The organism is Dermacoccus abyssi, from assembly GCF_003515945.1.
GTDB lineage: Bacteria > Actinomycetota > Actinomycetes > Actinomycetales > Dermatophilaceae > Dermacoccus > Dermacoccus abyssi.
The window spans coordinates 22,728-38,473 of record NZ_QWLM01000014.1 but is presented as its reverse complement, the minus strand read 5'-3'; the positions used below and the strand labels follow the sequence as shown (position 1 = coordinate 38,473).

Below are 15,746 nucleotides of genomic sequence, written 5' to 3'. Positions count from 1 at the left end.
TGTCGGACAAGCGAACCAGCGAGAAATCGACGCCGAGTGATACATTGGAGCGGTGAGAGCATGGTGGTTGCTGGCCGTTGCGGTCGCGTGTGAGGTCTCCGGTTCGCTTGCCATGAAGGCGGCTGTCGATGTGCCCGCCTGGTACGTCCTCACCGCCGTCGGGTACACGGCGTCGCTCGCTCTGCTCGCGCTCGTGCTGCGTACGGGAATGACCGTCGGCAAGGCCTACGGCATCTGGGGCGCCACGGGCGTCGCACTCACCGCCGTTCTCAGTGCCGCCATCTTCGGTGAACCTCTGACGCCCCTCATGGGACTCGGCGTGCTCCTCGTCATCGCAGGTGTTCTGCTCGTCGAGTTCGGCTCGCACCCCAACGCGAGCGACACGGTGGAGGCAGCGTCGTGAGGTGGGCTTACCTGGCGGTCGCCATCATCTGCGAGGTGACGGCAACCCTTTCGCTGCGGCAGGCCACCGTCACCGGGCGTCGGCGCTGGTACGCCTCCGTGGTGGCGGGATACCTCGCCGCGTTCACCCTGCTCGCCCTGACGGTGGCCGCAGGCGTCCCGCTCGGCGTCGCCTACGGAACGTGGGCCGCCTGCGGCGTCGCGCTCACGGCGCTCGCGAGCCGCGTGCTCTTCGACGAGCCTCTCACCCGGACGATGTGGGTCGGCATCGGCTGCATCGTCGTGGGTGTGCTGCTCATCGAGCTCGGCGCCAGCGGCGCGCACTGAGCCGGCTTTCCTGTCGCGGGGACCAACGCCAGTGTGGCGAGCCCGAAGGCATCGTCGCTCGCTGCGGTGCGGGGTCGGTCGAGCCGATCAGGCCTGCGTCCAGGGCGTCGTCATACCGAGAACCCGCGAGCCGTCGAGGTCGCCGAGCGACACCCCGGCGAACGTCGCGGCAGCGTCGCTCGTCTGCCAGCGGAAGCGGTACTCGTCGGCGAGGGCCGCGCCCGCGATCGCCTCGCCGGCGCTCTCCGCCGACTGCGCGTTCGCGAACGCGCCCGCCGTGCGCGCGAGGTAGGCGTCGAGCTGTTCCTGATACGGTCCGCCGTCGATCTTCTCCACGTTGTCGACGAACTGGGTTGCAACAGCGGCAGGCTCGATGACGGAGACGCGAACGCCGTGGTGTGCCGCGACGGTGGAGAGCGACTGCATGAAGCCCTCGACGGCGAACTTCGCGGCGCAGTACGCGTCGGCGAACGGCTGTCCGACCACGCCGCCGACGGAGGTGACCGTGACGATCGTTCCGCGTCGTGCCTCGCGCATGTGCGGGAGGGCGGCCTGCGTCAGGGCGACGACGGAGAAGTAGTTCGTCTCCATCTGCTCGCGCACGGTCTCCATCGGCAGGGTCTCGGCGGTGCCGACGCATCCACGGCCCGCGTTGTTGACGAGAACGTCGATGCTGCCGTGATCGGCGATGACCTCGTCGACGAAACGGGCGTTCGCGGCATGGTCGGTGACGTCGAGTTCACGGATGTCGAGTGTGACGTCGGCGCCGCCCGCCGCCTCTTCGAGCGCGACGGCGCGCTCCTTCGAGCGGACCGTCGCGACGACGGTGCACCCCGCCTTCGCGAGGGCCACGGCGGCGTGCAGGCCCATACCGCTGGAGGTTCCGGTGACGACGGCGACGCGATTCATGCCCCCAGTGTGAGCCCTATCGGATCTCGCCGTCAGCGGCGTCCACAGGTGCCCCGGTCTGCGCCAGGCGCTGACGGGCCGTTGCCAGGCCCGGTCCGACCGGGACGGTTCCCAGCGCCTTCCCGAGGCCGAACTCGGGCATGTTGACGTACACCGACTCGTACCCCTCGGGCGGGCACACGTAGGTCTCGTGCCAGATGCCCACGTGTCCCTCGCGCCCGAGCTTGCGGAAGTCGCGCCACGGCTTGAGGTGGGGAGCGTCGGCGTTCGCGGCGAAGGCGTGAAGGTGTTCAGGGGAACGCCAGTACTGCACCGAGATCGTGGTGCGCCCGAACCACTGTTCGTGGTGGAGCAAACCGGCGTCCGGGTCCCGCATGAGGTGGTTCAGCATCCGGGGCATCGCGACGGCGACAGGCCCCCAACGGTCAGGGCGCCACAGCGAGTTGAAGCGCATGCCGATGAGGAAGACGGTGACGTCGCCGTCCGTCGTCGCCGTCGTGCGAGCAGTGTTGATGGTCATGGCAGCCTCCGGTCGCCGAGTTCCGTAACAATGTTATAAAACGATGTTTTGTTACCGTCGTCAAGTGCCTCGACCCAAGACCTACGACGACGCCGACCGTGCGCGCATCGTCGAACGCGCTGCCCGTGTCATCGCGACGGAGGGCGCCTCGGGACTCTCGTTGCGCTCCCTTGCCGCCGACTCCGGCGTCTCGACCACGGCGGTCTACTCACTCATCGGGGGCAAGGACGCCGTCATCGCAGCCGTCGTTCACGAGGCCACTCTGTCGTTCGCCACAGCGCAGGCGAATGCCGTCACGGGCGAGGATGCCCACACCGACTTCGGGCGTCTCGGCGTCGCCTACCGGGCATGGGCGATCGAGCATCCGAGCCTGTACGCCGTCATCTTCACCGGCCGCGCAGGCAGCGCCGGCGAGACGCACGAAGCGGCGGCATTCGAGCCCCTGCTCGACACCGTGACGCGATTGTCGGAGGTGGGGCGACTGCACGGCGACGACCCGCAGGCGGCGGCGCTCGCCATCTGGGGCTCGGTGCACGGCGCCGTGTCGCTCGAACTCGAACTGTGGCCCGATCAGCCGAAGGCGGAGTCGGCTCGCGCGTTCGACGTCATGCTCGACGCCGTCGAACGCGCGTGGGTGCGCTGACGCGCTTCACGCGGTGCGGGTCGACGCCTGCGCTTCGCAGTAGTCGCGAAGCTGTGCGGCTTCGGCGTTCAGCTTCTTCTCGAGCAGCGGGCCGCTCATGGACGCGTTCACCTTGGCGAATGTGCTGTCCATGCGCAGCAGGAAGTGGACAGCGACGTGACGCTCGTCCACCTGGCGCAGCGTGTACTCGAACGTGACGCCGCCGCCGGTGGTCTCCGCGGAGTACGTGAGGCGCTCGTTCGGCTGGTGGTCGTGGATCGTGAGGCGCTGATTGTCGAAGCGCCACCAGGCCTGGGAGGCCCTGTACCGAGCGCCGGGCCCGGGGGCCGTCGTACCGTCCTCAGGTTTCACGTCGGTGAGGTCATCCATCCACTTCACCCGGTTCTGCGGGTCGCCGAGTGCGGCCCAGACCGTCGCGAGGTCCGCGTGAATTTCCTACGTTGTCGAAAACTCCATGACGATTGCTCCCTCAGATGGCGTTCCCCGATGACAAGAACCTAAATGCGTATGACGCGCCGTGACGCGGTCGAAGGCGTTGTTCACCAGAACGTCACCCGGACGGCGGCCGACCTCCCACGTGGTTCGACTGCGGCGCCTGTCTACGCTGACGGGATGACGTTCGATGCACGCGCCGCGCTGCTCACCAAACGTGCCGAGACGACGCAGCGGCTCAAGGGGCTCGACGAGAGCTTCGCCGACATCGTCGAGTCGGTGCGCGACAGCAACCTCGACGACGAGCACGATCCGGAGGGCTCGACAGTGGCCGTTTCACGCGCCCAGGTCGCGTCGCTCGCGCAGGAGGGGCGCGAACAGCTGCGTGAAATCGAGGCGGCCCTGCGGCGTCTGGACGACGGCGCGTACGGCACCTGTGCCCGCTGTAGTGGGCCAATCGGCGATGAGCGCCTCGAAGCGCGGCCGACAGCGACGCTGTGCATCGGCTGCGCGCAGCAGGAGAACGCGAGCCCTCGCCGATGACGCCGGGCAGCCACGTTCGCACTGGAGCGGGCGTCGGGTCCCACGGGCCGCGCATCTGACCTGGTCCTAGGCTTCGATCATGGCGTTGCCCCCGCTCTCCGACCTGCTCGACGGCCTCAAGGCCGTCTCACTGCCGCTCAACACGCGCTTTCGCGGCGTGCAGCACCGCGAGATCGCCTACATCGAGGGGCCCTGCGGCGTGGGGGAGTTCGCCCCGTTCCTCGAGTACGAGCCGGACGAGGCATCACGATGGCTCGCGGCCGCCCTCGAGGCTGCGTACGTGGGGTGGCCCGAGCCGGTGCGTGACGTCGTCGCCGTCAACGCCACCGTGCCGGCCGTCCCGGCGGCCGACGTGCCGCGGGTGCTCGCGCGCTTCGACGGCTGCTCGACGGCCAAGGTCAAGGTGGCGGAGAAGGGGCAGGCGCTCGACGACGACGTTGCCCGCGTCGCCGCGGTGCGTGACGGGCTGGGGCCCGAAGGCAGAGTGCGCCTCGACGCGAACGGCGGCTGGGGCGTCGACGACGCCGTCGCAGCCATCACGCGGCTCGCGGCCTTCGACCTCGAATACGTCGAGCAGCCCGTCATGCCGGTCGACGACCTGGCGCGCGTGCGCCGAAGCCTCGCCGCATCGGGCGTCGACGTGCGCATCGCCGCCGACGAATCCATCCGCAAGGCCGACGACCCCCTGCGCGTCGTCGAACTCCATGCCGCTGACCTCGCCATCGTCAAGGTTGCACCGCTCGGCGGGGTGGCGGGCGCGCTGCGCATCGCGGAGGAGACGGGCCTGCCCATGGTCGTCAGTTCCGCGCTCGATTCGAGCCCCGGCATGGCGGCGGGCCTGGCGCTCGCGGCGGCACTGCCGGAACTTGACCACGCGTGTGGCCTGGGCACGATCAACCTGCTCGACGGCGACGTCGTCGAACGGTCGCTCGTGCCGGTGGGCGGCAACCTCACAGTCGCTCAGATCGACGACGCGCGTGCGCTCGACCCAGAACGCCTCGAGCGCTACCGGGCGAGCGCCGAGCGCGAGGCGTGGTGGCGCGAGCGCGTGGCCGCGAGCTACGAGGTGCTGGCCGCTCACTGAGCGAGCGAATTGACAGCGTGGGCATAGAGACGGCACCGTCGCCGTTGTCAGGAAGGACCAACGCAATCGACCGAGGAGGTCCCGTGGCACACGTCGGAATCGTCGGAGGACACGGCAAGATCGCACTGCTCACCGCACCGCTGCTCGTCGAGGCAGGGCACGAGGTGACGTCCATCGTGCGCAACCCTGACCACGTGGGCGACGTCGAGGCGACCGGAGCCACTGCGCTCGTCGCCGACATCTCCGCCCTCAGCACCGAGGAGATCAAGGAGCTCTTCACCGAGCAGGGCTTCGACGCTCTCGTGTGGTCGGCCGGTGCCGGAGGAGGTGACCCGGAGCGCACCATCGCCGTCGACCGCGACGCCGCGATCCGCACGATGGACGCTGCGTCCGCCGTCGGGCCCGAGCGCTACGTCATGGTGTCCTACCTCGGCGCATCGCTCGATCACGGGGTGCCCGAGGACAACGACTTCCACACCTACGCTCAGGCGAAGGCGGAGGCGGACGAACACCTGCGCGGCACGTCGCTGAAGTGGACGCTCGTCGGGCCGACGGCGCTGTCGCTGGACGAGCCGAGCGGTTCGATCGAGATCACGACGACGCGCGGCGACGTGAAGGCGTCGCGCGCCAACGTGGCCCGCGTCATCGCCGCGGTGCTCGCCGACGACTCCACGATCGGCAAGGCGCTGCCGTTCACCGACGGTGACGTGCCGATCGCCGAGGCCGTCGCCCAGGCGCCGGCGTCGGAGCGGCTCGCCTGAGCGTCCACCCAGGAAAACCCGCGATGACGACGAAGGGGCGAGGACCGTGGTGGTCCTCGCCCCTTCGTCGTCATCGCTGGCGCCGAGTCAGAGGTGTGAGCGCAGGCGCTCGTGCAGCTGCGGGTCGGCGGCGACGAGCAGCGGAGTCGGAGTGCGCTCGAAGCGCGGGTCGTAGTCGGTGCCGTCGGCGTAGGCGGAAACACCACCCGATTCGCGGATGAACAGCGCGCCGGGTGCGTGGTCCCAGGGCTTCGTCGTGACGTAGAGGATGTAGTCGGCGCCGCCGGAGGCGATCTGGGGGTAGTCGACGGCACAGCACACCCAGGAGAGCTTGAGCGGCGGCAGGCCGTCGAGCGACTCACCGACGCGGGTGGGGCGCGACGTGACGCCCTGGGCAACCTCGCCGACGGTGCGCGGGGCGATGCGCTCGCCGTTGCGGAACGCCCCTGCGCCCTTCTCCGCGACGTAGGCGACGCCGTGCTGCGGCTGCCACATCCAACTGCGGACGACGTCGCCGCCGCGCATCTCGGCCACCATGACGCCGTGGTCGGGGGAGCCGTGGACGAAGTTCTTCGTGCCGTCGACCGGGTCGACGGTGAACCAGTGATCGGCGTGCTCGGTTCGGCCGAGGATGCTCGGGTCGGCGGCGACCGCTTCCTCGCCGACGATGAGTGCGTCCGGGTAGGCGTCCAGCAGGCGGGCGGTGATGGCGACCTCGGCCTCGCGGTCGGCGACCGTCACGAGGTCGCCGGGGTTCTTCTCCATGACCTCGTGTCGGGCGAGGGATTCGAATCGGGGGTTGATGAACTCGTCGGCGGCTTCTTGCAGCATGGTCAGGACGGCCTGGGTATCCACGCGTCCGATCCTAGTGGCCCCGGGGGGCCCGCGATGTCGCCGTCGTGAGCGTGCAACACGCAAACGAGGGCATCTTCCGAACCGTGTTGTATCGCGCGAGAAAACCTCAGGCCCCCGAGAACCTTCTCGGGGGCCTGAGGTCGAGCCGCGCAATGCGGCGAGCAAGTCAGTTCGTCGGGTCGTGGTCGATGATGTCGCCGGCTTCCTTGACGAGAGCCTTGGTGCGACGGCGGTGGGCGAACCACTCGTAGGCCATCGGCAGCACGCTCACGAGGACGATGGCCATGATGGCGATGTCGATGTTCTTGCCGAGGCCGGGGAAGGCCTTACCGAGGAAATACCCGGCGAACGTGATGGAGAAGACCCACAGCACGGCGCCCACGGCCGACCACGTGAAGAAGCGCTTGCGCTCCATGTGGCTGGCGCCGGCAACGACGGTGATGAACGTGCGCACGATGGGCACGAATCGGCCGATGACGAGGGCCTTGTTGCCGTGCTTGTCGAAGAACGCGTTGGTCTGTTCGAAGTATTTCTTCTTGAGGACCTTGCCGTCGCGTTCGTACAGCGGTGTGCCGAGCAGGCGTCCGAGTTCGTAGCCGACGACGTTGCCGAGGAACGCCGCGATGCACAGCGCGGGCAGCGAGACGTAGAGCGGGATGTCGAAGCCGCTCGTCGCCGACGTCGCGGTGAACATGCCGATGGCGAAGAGCAGGGAGTCGCCGGGAAGGAGCGGGAAGAACAGTCCGCACTCGACGAAGACGATGGCGAGGGAGACCCAGAAGAACGCTCCGCCGAAGTGGCTGAGGAGGTAGTTCGGGTCCATGAAGTCGGGGCCGAGGGCATGCATCACGTTGTCGAGCGTACCGGGGTGGCCGGTGTGGGGCCTGTGAGCAACGCCGCGGCGGTGAGGGGCAAATGAGAGGTTCGCGCGGGCCGCCGGGGCGGCCACTACCCTTGACGCTCGTGGGTGAAGCGAGCGGGGAACGTCCGGATCACGTCGTCGGGGTCGGACCGTGGCAGGGGCCGTGGCCGCTCGATGACGACGGTGAACTCGACGCTCGCTTCGACCCGGAACTCCTGCGTGACGGCGACCGCCGCAACGTCGAGGACCGGTTCCGATACTGGCGCCACGACGCCATTGTCAGGCACCTCGACGAGTCGCGGCACGACTTCCACGTGGCGGTGGAGAACTGGGAGCACGACTTCAACATCGGCTCCGTCATCCGCACGGCCAACGCGTTCAACGCCAAGGCGTTCCACATCGTCGGCCGGCGCCGGTGGAACCGTCGGGGCGCGATGGTGACCGACCGGTACCAGCACGAGATGCACCACCCGTCGGTCGACGACCTGCTCATGTGGGCGGCGACTGCCGGCCCGGCTGACGCCGCGGGTAACGCGACGCGCATCCCCGTCTACGCCATCGACAACGTCGCGGGCAGCGTGCCCCTCGAGACGTTCGACCTGCCGCGACACTGCGTCCTGCTGTTCGGTCAGGAGGGCCCTGGCGTCAGCGCGGAAGCGCTCGAGAAGGCCGACATCGTTCTCGACATCGCGCAGTTCGGCTCGACGCGCTCGATCAACGCCGGCGCCGCGGCCGCCGTCACGATGCACGCCTGGATCCGCCGGCACGTGTTCGGCCAGCGCATCGGCGAATGACCCCGCAGTGTCAGTGTCCGAAAGCTGAGCATCGCTGCTCACTCCTCGGCCCGTCCGGCGACGTAACGCCCACGTCCGTGTGGTGCGTGAAAGGATGAATCGGACGGCCGTGCCAGCACCCGGTACGGCCCACGAACCGCAGATCGACAAGGGAGTGGACATGCCCATCGCAACCCCCGAGGTTTACCGCGAGATGCTCGACCGCGCGAAGCGTGAGGGCTTCGCGTACCCGGCCATCAACGTTTCGTCGTCGCAGACGCTGAACGCCGCCATCCGTGGTTTCGCCGAGGCCGGTTCGGACGGCATCATCCAGGTCTCCACCGGTGGCGCCGAGTACTTCTCGGGCCCCACGGTGAAGAACATGGTCACCGGCGCCCTCGCGATGTCGGCCTTCGCCCACGAGGTGGCGAAGAACTACGACGTCAACATCGCCCTGCACACCGACCACTGCCCGAAGGACAAGCTCGACAGCTTCGTCCGCCCGCTCGTCGACGCCTCGATCGAGCGCGTCAAGGACGGCGGTCAGCCGTACTTCCAGTCGCACATGTGGGACGGTTCGGCCGTTCCGCTCGAGGAGAACCTCGAGATCGCCAAGGAGCTGCTCGACAAGTGCCAGCAGGCGAACATCATCCTCGAGATCGAGGTCGGTGTCGTCGGCGGTGAAGAGGACGGCGTCGACAACGAGATCAACGACCAGCTGTACTCCACGCCCGAGGACGCCATCGCCACGGCCGAGGCTCTCGGCGCCGGTACCGACGTGTACTACATGACGGCCCTCACCTTCGGAAACGTGCACGGCGTCTACAAGCCGGGCAACGTCCAGCTGCGCCCGTCCGTGCTCAAGGACGCGCAGGACGCCGTCAAGGCCAAGTTCTCCGAGGCCGAGGACAAGCCGTTCCACCTCGTCTTCCACGGTGGCTCGGGCTCGTCGGAGGAGGAGATCAAGGAGGCCGTGTCATACGGCGTCGTCAAGATGAACGTCGACACCGACACGCAGTACGCCTTCACCCGCCCGATCGCCGGCTGGATGCTCGGCAACTACGAGGGCGTCCTCAAGATCGACGGCGAGGTCGGCAACAAGAAGCAGTACGACCCGCGCGCCTGGGGCAAGGCTGGCGAAGAGGGCATGGCCAAGCGCGTCGTCGAGGCGTGTGAGCACCTCGGCTCCGCCGGCAAGAGCCAGGGCGCCAAGAAGGCCTGACGCCTCACCCGAGTCGTTCGACGCGAGCGGCCCGTCCACGAACAATCGTGGGCCGGCCGCTCGTTTCGTTGTGCGGCGTTCAGCGGTGGAGGGCTGCCGCCAGAACGTCAGCGCGGGAACGCGGGCGGTCGGCTGCCGAGACGGGGAGGCCTGCGGCATCGAGAAGGTCCGCCTGCCACGGTCGATCGAGCTGCGCATGACGCAGGAGGTCGGCGTCGCCCAGGAGGGCGCCGGCGTCGTCACTGACAGCACGCCCGGCGTCGAGCAGCGTGACGGTGTCGGCCCACTCCCACACGAGCGCCATGTCGTGGGTCGACAGGACGACGGTCGTGCCCGCGCCTTCGAGCCGCCCGAGGCACGCGAGGAGAGCCGCGCATCCGGCGGGGTCGAGGCCGGCCGTCGGCTCGTCGAGCAGGAGGAAGCGCGGCTGCATCGCCACGGCGCCGGCGAGGGCGACGCGTTTGCGCTGGCCGTACGAGAGGTGATGCACGGGGCGGGTGAGCAGCTCGGTGATGCCCAACAGTTCAGCGGTCTCGGCCACCCGCGCACGGACGGCGTCGAGGTCGAGGCCGAGGTTGGTGGGACCGTAGGAGATCTCGGCGTGGACATCGGCGGAGAAGAGCTGATCGTCCGGATCCTGTAGGACGAGCTGCACGGCGCGGCGGTGGGCGGTGAGTGCTGTGCGCTTGAAGTTCAGGGGCGTCTCGTCGACGAGGACCTCGCCGGCGGTGGGCCGCAGGCTGCCGCTCAAGGTCCGCAGGAGCGTCGTCTTGCCCGCACCATTGGCGCCGATGAGCGCGAGGCGACGGCCCGCCTCGACCTCCACGTCGGCGTCGCGCAGCACCCACGCGTCGCGGCCGTACCGGACGCTGACCCCGTGCAGGGCGAGCGCACTCATCGGGTCATCACCGCGACGACGCCCAGCACCATGACCACGCAAGCGCTGAGGCCGACGAACGGCACTGAGACGTTCTGCGCCCGGGGCGTGACGACGAGCGCGCCGTCGAAGCCGCGCCCTTCGAGCCCTTCGCCGAGACGCTGAGCCCGCACCCAGGCCGTTCGGAGCGTGGCGGACAGCAACGACGCGACGCTGGCCCGGGCGATGCGCGGAGACGCGTACCCGAGTCGGGCCTCCTGCGTCGCGCGGACGTTCCCTGCCACGTCGAGGAGGACGAAGAGCATCCGGTAGACGAGGCCCGCGATCTCCACCATCGTCGCGGGCACCTTGGCGCGACGGGCCGCCGTCAGGAGGTCGGTCATCGGGGTGGTGAGGGCAAGCATCATGAGGGCCGAGGCCGCCGCGAGTGAGCGGCCGACTGTCTCGACGGAACGCTCGATCGACGCCGGCGCCGACCAGAACGGGCCGAACGACCACACGGCGTCAGGAGCGGGGTGGCCGATCGACACCGCGGCAGCGAGTGCGCCGATCACGATGAACGCCACCGGCAGCGTGAGCACGCGCGAGGCGAGCCTCGGTTCGACGCGGGCGCCGACGAGGATGGCGACCAGGCAGACCACGACGAGGGCGGCGTGGAGCCAGGGCGCCCTCGTCACCATGGCGACGACGAGCAGGCCGAGACTGAGCACCGACTTCTCGAGAACGGAGCGATCGCGCCACCTGTTGCTCCAGGCGGCGCGATCGACGGCCGGGCCGGAGCCCGTCCTGGCTCCCACGGTCAGCTGCTGCGGGTTGTCGACTCGGGGGGCGCGTGCGGCGTTCTGCGGGGAGTCGTCGGCGTTCGGCGCCGTTTCCGTCGAACGCTTACGGCGCTCGCGGAACGTGCCGAGCACGAAGCCGAGAACGCCGGCGCCGATCGCTGCCTGCAGCGCGAAGAGGCCGGATTCGACCTCGCCGCCGGGCTGCTCCCAGATCGGCGAGAACCACGGCTCGTAGTCCTTGTTCGAGGCCTCGATCTGCTCGGAGGCGGCGGCATCCGTCCCGCCGAACTCACCTCCGGAGCGGGCGCCCATGAGCAGTGCGACGGCGAACACCAGGGCCGCCAGGGCAAGGAGTGCGATGTTCTTCCACACGGTCGAGCGCTTCATCGGGCACCTCCGGCGGGCGTGTTGAGGGTGTCGTCGGTCGTGGCGGGAGTGTCGGATTCGCCAGGCTCGTCGTCGAAGACATCGCGGCGGCCCTTGCCGAAGCCGAGGCCCTGCAGCTGCGGGCCCGCCCACGAACGCAGGGCGTTCATGAGGAGCACGCCGATGAGGCCCTCAACGATGGCGAGCGGAATCTGAGTGAGCGCGAACAGGCCGAGGAAGCGCGACCATGCGCCGAAGAAGCCGCTCTGGGCGTCGGGGAACGCGATGGCCAGCTGCGTGGCGGTGACGACGTACGTGGCCAGGTCGGCCAGGGCGACGGCGAAGAAGACGGCCACCGAGAACGGCGCCCGGCCCAGGAGACGGTAGGTGCCGTAGGCGACCCACGGCCCGACGATCGCCATGGAGAACACGTTGGCGCCCAACGTCGTCAGGCCGCCGTGCGCGAGCAGCAACGCCTGGAAGATGAGCACGATCGTGCCCAACGCGGCCATGACGGGTGGCTTGAAGATGACGGCGCCCTCACCCGTGCCCGTCGGGTGCGACGAACTGCCCGTGACCGACGGCAGCTTGATGGCCGACAGCACGAACGAGTAGGCACCGACGCCGGCGAGCAGGAGTTTGGAATCAGGGTGTTCACGCGTGATCTGCGTGATGCGGCGGACGCCGTGAACGACGAACGGCGCGGAGACGGCCGTCCAAGCGGCCGCGTGGAGGGGTGGCAAGAAGCCCTCGGCAATATGCATCGCAATGCACCTTCCCGGGATGACGCGTCCCGACAATGCTTCGCCCTCGAGTTCCTGACTCGCGGAAAACCCGCTCACAGTGGCGCGACCGTCCCGGACTCTCACCGGGTTCCTCGATCTTGAGGCGACGACGGGAGCCTAACAGCGGCGAGTTGCGTGGTGGGGACAGCGGGCGCGGCTTCTTCGACGACGTGAGTGGGTGTCACCACCGTGGACGAGGTTGTCGGCGCTCGATGTTTGAATGGCGCCATGGACAACCTGCTCGGAATCCCCGAAACCAAGCTCGACGTCGACCCGGCCGCCGAGAAGCTCGACGCCGGCGTCCACCCGCGCGACGTCGCCCGCATGTACCCGGCCAGCTCGCTCGTGTGGGCCCAGCTCGCCGAGGACGCGCTCGACGACGGCGAGGCCGTCGAGGGGTACGCCTACGCCCGCACCGGCTACCACCGCGGGCTCGACTCGCTGCGCAAGGCCGGCTGGCGCGGCCAGGGCCCGGTGCCGTGGGAGCACGAGCCGAACCGCGGCTTCCTGCGTGCACTCGGCGCGCTGAGCAAGGCCGCCGGCGCCATCGGCGAAACCGACGAACAGCGTCGCTGCGCCGACTTCCTGCGCGACTCCTCGGCCACGGGCGCTCGCGAGCTCGGCCTCTGACCAGCTGAGCGAGCCCCGGCGCGACTCGCGTTGGTGCTGTCCCGATTCGTCGTCACGTGAGGGAACCGATCGTCACCCGCCTGCGTCAGAGGTGTGCGATGGCGCGTTCAGGGAGCGTTCGTCTCTGGGGGACGAGCGAACGAGGGAACAGCGTGCGCATCGTCTGCCACCGTCCGCGGTGGCGGGGACGAGGGGGACATGGCCGGGAGGGGTCATGTCCCCCTCGTCTGTCCTAATGTGGACGCGTGAACCGCCTCGCCGTCCTCGGCCTCGACGACCTTGCCGAACAGCTCTACCGCCAGGTGCTGCGCGATCAGGCGCGTCCCGCGTCCGTGTATGCCGCGCGCCTCAACCGGTCCACCGCCGAGATCGACGACGCCACAGAGGCGCTGCGCGCCATGCGGCTCGTGCGTATCAACGAGGAAGGCCTTGTCCAGGCCGACCACCCGCGCGCCGGCCTCGAACGCATCCTCTCGGCCGAGGAGGCGCGCCTCGCGGAGCGACGCCGAGACCTCGCCCGGCTGCGTGACGCCATCGACGGATTCGCCGGCGACCACCGTGCGGGGCAGGAGCACTCGTCGTCCGACGAGCCGGTCCGCGAGTACATCGACGCCTCCGGCCTTGCCGATGTCATGGAGCACCTTGCGGCGTCGACGTCCGGCCCCATCCGCATGACGCACACCGACGCCGTCGCCTTCACGCCCGACGAACAGCCCGTCCTGTGCCGCCTCGTCGAGGAGGGGCGCGGGCTCTACGGACTGCACGAGTTCGACGCCGCGAGCAGCCGCACCCTCGAGGTGGCCCAGTGGGCGGCCATGGGGGAGAGTCAGCGCCTCGCCAACCACATTCCGAACGAATTCGTCTGTTACGGCACCGATCTCGTCCTCGCCAACACCGAGTGGGGTGGTGACGAGGGCCGATACGCCGTGCTGCGGGACCCGGTCGTCGTGCGGGCCTTCGTCGAACTGTTCGACCGCCTCTGGGCAGCCTCGACCACCGTCGACGACGGCGTCGACACGACATCGGAGCGTCTCGTCGAGCTTATGCAGGCCGGCCTCAAGGACGAGGCCATCGCCCGCGTGCTCGGCGTCAGCCTGCGCACCGTCCGCCGTCGGATCGCTGCCCTCATGGACGAGTGCAACGTCGAGACACGCTTCCAGCTGGCGGTCGAACTGACCGAGCGCGGAATCGTCGGCTCAGTTCCGCGAAGAAGCTCCGGAGCCTGAACGTCCCCATGCCGCCGTGAGCGTCATCACGGCCCCGACGGGGCGAGCGGGTACCCTTGGGCGGTAAGAGTCGACGCCTCGCGCGGGTGTGCCGCACGGCACGCGCCGCGCCCGAGGGCGTCGGCCCAGCAGCAACCAAAGGCAGTTGATCCGCATGCCGGCAATCGTGCTCGTCGGTGCCCAGTGGGGCGACGAAGGCAAGGGCAAGGCCACCGACCTCCTCGGAAGTCGCATCGACTACGTCGTGAAGTTCAACGGCGGTAACAACGCCGGCCACACCGTCGTCGTGGGCGGCGAGAAGTACGCCCTGCACCTGTTGCCCTCGGGCATCCTGACGCCGGGCGTCACGCCCGTCATCGCCAACGGCGTCGTCGTCGACCTCGGCGTCCTCTTCGAGGAGCTCGACGCTCTCGAGGCCCGCGGCGTCGACACGTCCAAGCTTGTCGTGTCCTCCAACGCGCACCTCATCCCGCGCTACAACAAGGTCATCGACCAGGTTTCCGAGCGCTTCCTCGGCCAGCGCAAGATCGGCACCACCGGCCGCGGCATCGGCCCCACGTACGCCGACAAGATGAACCGCATCGGCATCCGCGTGCAGGACATCTTCGACGAGTCGATCCTGCGCCAGAAAGTCGAGGCGGCGCTCGAACTGAAGAACCAGCTGCTCGTCAAGACGTACAACCGCCGCGCCATCGAGGTCGACGAGGTCGTCGAGGACCTGCTGCAGTACGCCGAGCGCCTGCGCCCCATGGTGGCCGACACGTCCCTGCTCCTCAGCAAGGCACTCGACGCCGACGAGGTCGTCCTCTGCGAGGCCGGCCAGGCCACGCTGCTCGACGTCGACCACGGCACCTACCCGTACGTGACGTCGTCCAACGCCATCTCCGCGGGCGCCTGCACCGGCGCCGGCATCCCGCCCACGAGCATCGACCGCGTCATCGCCATCCTCAAGGCGTTCACCACGCGCGTCGGCGAGGGCCCGTTCCCCACCGAATTGCACGACGAGGTCGGCGACACCCTCCGCGAGATCGGCCACGAGTTCGGCACGACGACCGGCCGTCCGCGCCGCGTCGGCTGGCTCGACGTCGTCATCGGCCGCTACGCCGCACGCGTCAACGGCGTCACCGACTTCGTCGTGACGAAGCTCGACAACCTCGACACCTTCGACGAGATCCCCGTCTGCGTCGCCTACGAGGTCGACGGCAAGCGCTTCGACGAGATGCCCGAGAACCAGACCGACTTCCACCACGCGAAGCCCGTCTACGAAATGCTGCCCGGTTGGAAGCAGGACATCACCGGCTGCCGCACCTTCGAGGACCTGCCGGAAAACGCGCAGAAGTACATCCTCTTCGTCGAGGAGCAGATCGGCGCACGCATCTCCGCCATCGGCGTCGGCCCCGGCCGCGACGAGATCATTCAACGCCACGAGCTGGTCTGAGTCTTCCCTCGCCCCGTCTTCCGGCGAAGGCCCCCGAACTGCGAGCGAGCTCGCTATTCGGGGGCCTTCGCTCGGTGCGACAGGGCTTCGGGCCGTGAGGTCGGGCGCGGGGCTCGCACCGGCTTCGCAAGCTCAGCCACTGCTTCGCGCCGCGCTCGACCTCACGGCGTCCGCCTCCAGCGTGGTGCCGTTGGGGGGCGGCTCTCGTTGCTGCTCGGACGTGACCTCGTCCGCGTCTTCGGACATGGCCTGCGTCGCGTCGGGTCGGGTCGGTCCGAATTGGGATGTTTTCTTCCCTTCTTGTGTCCA

Annotated in this window: 19 protein-coding genes and 1 riboswitch; of the genes, 11 read left to right on the top strand and 8 right to left on the bottom strand. The window is 69.0% G+C overall.

Annotation, left to right across the window (positions count from 1 at the left end):
- Window positions 1-52 precede the first annotated feature (52 nt).
- Together D1832_RS11605 and D1832_RS11600 are read left to right on the top strand one after the other, a co-directional pair.
- Entirely contained in the window at window positions 53-403 is a 351-nt protein-coding gene (locus D1832_RS11605; RefSeq protein WP_118914202.1) for a DMT family transporter, read from the top strand.
- Window positions 400-729 (top strand): DMT family transporter, encoded by a 330-nt coding sequence (locus D1832_RS11600; RefSeq protein ID WP_118914200.1) that lies wholly within the window; start codon window positions 400-402, stop codon window positions 727-729. The genes D1832_RS11605 and D1832_RS11600 overlap by 4 nt, the downstream gene beginning before the upstream one ends.
- An 87-nt stretch (window positions 730-816) precedes the next feature.
- Here the strand turns inward: D1832_RS11600 and D1832_RS11595 are convergent, their stop codons facing one another.
- Entirely contained in the window at window positions 817-1,638 is an 822-nt protein-coding gene (locus tag D1832_RS11595; protein ID WP_118914199.1) for an SDR family NAD(P)-dependent oxidoreductase, read from the bottom strand.
- A 16-nt stretch (window positions 1,639-1,654) separates the two neighbouring features.
- On the bottom strand, window positions 1,655-2,158 hold the full coding sequence (locus tag D1832_RS11590; protein WP_118914197.1) for a DUF4188 domain-containing protein: 504 nt from the start codon (window positions 2,156-2,158) through the stop codon (window positions 1,655-1,657).
- A gap of 64 nt (window positions 2,159-2,222) precedes the next feature.
- Between D1832_RS11590 and D1832_RS11585 the strand changes: the two genes are divergently transcribed.
- Complete coding sequence (locus D1832_RS11585; protein ID WP_182434772.1) at window positions 2,223-2,801, top strand: TetR/AcrR family transcriptional regulator; 579 nt, start codon at window positions 2,223-2,225, stop codon at window positions 2,799-2,801.
- 6 nt (window positions 2,802-2,807) lie between these two features.
- Here D1832_RS11585 and D1832_RS11580 read toward each other — a convergent pair whose 3' ends face one another.
- Window positions 2,808-3,233, bottom strand: coding sequence for an SRPBCC family protein (locus D1832_RS11580; RefSeq protein WP_118914194.1), 426 nt, complete (start codon window positions 3,231-3,233; stop codon window positions 2,808-2,810).
- Between the two features lie 180 nt (window positions 3,234-3,413).
- On the opposite strand from D1832_RS11580, the gene D1832_RS11575 reads away from it, so the two are divergent.
- The 3 genes from D1832_RS11575 (at window position 3,414) to D1832_RS11565 (ending at window position 5,621) form a co-directional block, all read left to right on the top strand.
- Window positions 3,414-3,776, top strand: a complete 363-nt coding sequence (locus D1832_RS11575) for a TraR/DksA family transcriptional regulator (RefSeq protein ID WP_118914245.1) — start codon at window positions 3,414-3,416, stop codon at window positions 3,774-3,776.
- 79 nt (window positions 3,777-3,855) lie between these two features.
- Window positions 3,856-4,860, top strand: a complete 1,005-nt coding sequence (locus tag D1832_RS11570) for an o-succinylbenzoate synthase (RefSeq protein WP_182434771.1) — start codon at window positions 3,856-3,858, stop codon at window positions 4,858-4,860.
- Between the two features lie 83 nt (window positions 4,861-4,943).
- Entirely contained in the window at window positions 4,944-5,621 is a 678-nt protein-coding gene (locus D1832_RS11565; RefSeq protein ID WP_118914191.1) for an SDR family oxidoreductase, read from the top strand.
- Window positions 5,622-5,708: 87 nt separating this feature from the next.
- Here the strand turns inward: D1832_RS11565 and D1832_RS11560 are convergent, their stop codons facing one another.
- Entirely contained in the window at window positions 5,709-6,476 is a 768-nt protein-coding gene (locus D1832_RS11560) for an inositol monophosphatase family protein (protein WP_118914189.1), read from the bottom strand.
- Between the two features lie 166 nt (window positions 6,477-6,642).
- The gene (locus D1832_RS11555; RefSeq protein WP_118914187.1) at window positions 6,643-7,323 is read right to left on the bottom strand and encodes a DedA family protein; all 681 of its coding nucleotides are present in this window, start codon (window positions 7,321-7,323) and stop codon (window positions 6,643-6,645) included.
- Window positions 7,324-7,391: 68 nt separating this feature from the next.
- Here D1832_RS11555 and D1832_RS11550 point away from each other — a divergent pair, with 68 nt between their 5' ends.
- Window positions 7,392-8,132: a TrmH family RNA methyltransferase gene (locus tag D1832_RS11550; protein ID WP_118914186.1), complete on the top strand. Its 741-nt coding sequence runs from the start codon at window positions 7,392-7,394 to the stop codon at window positions 8,130-8,132.
- 94 nt (window positions 8,133-8,226) lie between these two features.
- The gene (gene fbaA, locus D1832_RS11545) at window positions 8,227-9,333 is read left to right on the top strand and encodes a class II fructose-bisphosphate aldolase (protein WP_274541969.1); all 1,107 of its coding nucleotides are present in this window, start codon (window positions 8,227-8,229) and stop codon (window positions 9,331-9,333) included.
- 79 nt (window positions 9,334-9,412) lie between these two features.
- Here the strand turns inward: fbaA and D1832_RS11540 are convergent, their stop codons facing one another.
- From D1832_RS11540 to D1832_RS11530, 3 genes are read right to left on the bottom strand one after another with little or no spacing between them, the layout of a single operon-like run.
- A complete protein-coding gene (locus tag D1832_RS11540) occupies window positions 9,413-10,231 on the bottom strand; it encodes an energy-coupling factor ABC transporter ATP-binding protein (protein WP_118914184.1) in 819 nt (272 codons plus the stop codon).
- Complete coding sequence (gene cbiQ, locus D1832_RS15395) at window positions 10,228-11,379, bottom strand: cobalt ECF transporter T component CbiQ (protein ID WP_182434770.1); 1,152 nt, start codon at window positions 11,377-11,379, stop codon at window positions 10,228-10,230. The genes D1832_RS11540 and cbiQ overlap by 4 nt, the downstream gene beginning before the upstream one ends.
- Window positions 11,376-12,122, bottom strand: a complete 747-nt coding sequence (locus tag D1832_RS11530) for an energy-coupling factor ABC transporter permease (RefSeq protein WP_082128877.1) — start codon at window positions 12,120-12,122, stop codon at window positions 11,376-11,378. Before D1832_RS11530 ends, cbiQ begins: the two co-directional genes overlap by 4 nt.
- A gap of 34 nt (window positions 12,123-12,156) precedes the next feature.
- Window positions 12,157-12,280: riboswitch (cobalamin riboswitch) on the bottom strand.
- Between the two features lie 91 nt (window positions 12,281-12,371).
- Here D1832_RS11530 and D1832_RS11525 point away from each other — a divergent pair.
- The 3 genes from D1832_RS11525 to D1832_RS11515 all read left to right on the top strand — a co-directional run bounded on the left by D1832_RS11525 (window position 12,372) and on the right by D1832_RS11515 (window position 15,437).
- Complete coding sequence (locus tag D1832_RS11525) at window positions 12,372-12,773, top strand: DUF3151 domain-containing protein (RefSeq protein ID WP_118914182.1); 402 nt, start codon at window positions 12,372-12,374, stop codon at window positions 12,771-12,773.
- A 245-nt stretch (window positions 12,774-13,018) separates the two neighbouring features.
- Window positions 13,019-13,999, top strand: coding sequence for a helix-turn-helix domain-containing protein (locus D1832_RS11520; RefSeq protein ID WP_118914180.1), 981 nt, complete (start codon window positions 13,019-13,021; stop codon window positions 13,997-13,999).
- Window positions 14,000-14,153: 154 nt separating this feature from the next.
- Window positions 14,154-15,437 carry an adenylosuccinate synthase gene (locus D1832_RS11515; protein ID WP_118914179.1) on the top strand — a complete coding sequence of 428 codons (1,284 nt, stop codon included), beginning with the start codon at window positions 14,154-14,156 and terminating at the stop codon, window positions 15,435-15,437.
- Window positions 15,438-15,746 lie beyond the last annotated feature (309 nt).

Coding starts and splice junctions, on each gene's coding strand:
- D1832_RS11590 (WP_118914197.1), bottom strand. CDS start 2,158: ATGACCATCAACACTGCTCGCACGACGGCGACGACGGACGGCGACGTC.
- D1832_RS11515 (WP_118914179.1), top strand. CDS start 14,154: ATGCCGGCAATCGTGCTCGTCGGTGCCCAGTGGGGCGACGAAGGCAAG.
- cbiQ (WP_182434770.1), bottom strand. CDS start 11,379: ATGAAGCGCTCGACCGTGTGGAAGAACATCGCACTCCTTGCCCTGGCG.
- D1832_RS11550 (WP_118914186.1), top strand. CDS start 7,392: ATGAGAGGTTCGCGCGGGCCGCCGGGGCGGCCACTACCCTTGACGCTC.
- D1832_RS11575 (WP_118914245.1), top strand. CDS start 3,414: ATGACGTTCGATGCACGCGCCGCGCTGCTCACCAAACGTGCCGAGACG.
- D1832_RS11595 (WP_118914199.1), bottom strand. CDS start 1,638: ATGAATCGCGTCGCCGTCGTCACCGGAACCTCCAGCGGTATGGGCCTG.
- fbaA (WP_274541969.1), top strand. CDS start 8,227: ATGAATCGGACGGCCGTGCCAGCACCCGGTACGGCCCACGAACCGCAG.
- D1832_RS11525 (WP_118914182.1), top strand. CDS start 12,372: ATGGACAACCTGCTCGGAATCCCCGAAACCAAGCTCGACGTCGACCCG.
- D1832_RS11530 (WP_082128877.1), bottom strand. CDS start 12,122: ATGCATATTGCCGAGGGCTTCTTGCCACCCCTCCACGCGGCCGCTTGG.
- D1832_RS11540 (WP_118914184.1), bottom strand. CDS start 10,231: ATGAGTGCGCTCGCCCTGCACGGGGTCAGCGTCCGGTACGGCCGCGAC.
- D1832_RS11570 (WP_182434771.1), top strand. CDS start 3,856: ATGGCGTTGCCCCCGCTCTCCGACCTGCTCGACGGCCTCAAGGCCGTC.
- D1832_RS11555 (WP_118914187.1), bottom strand. CDS start 7,323: ATGCATGCCCTCGGCCCCGACTTCATGGACCCGAACTACCTCCTCAGC.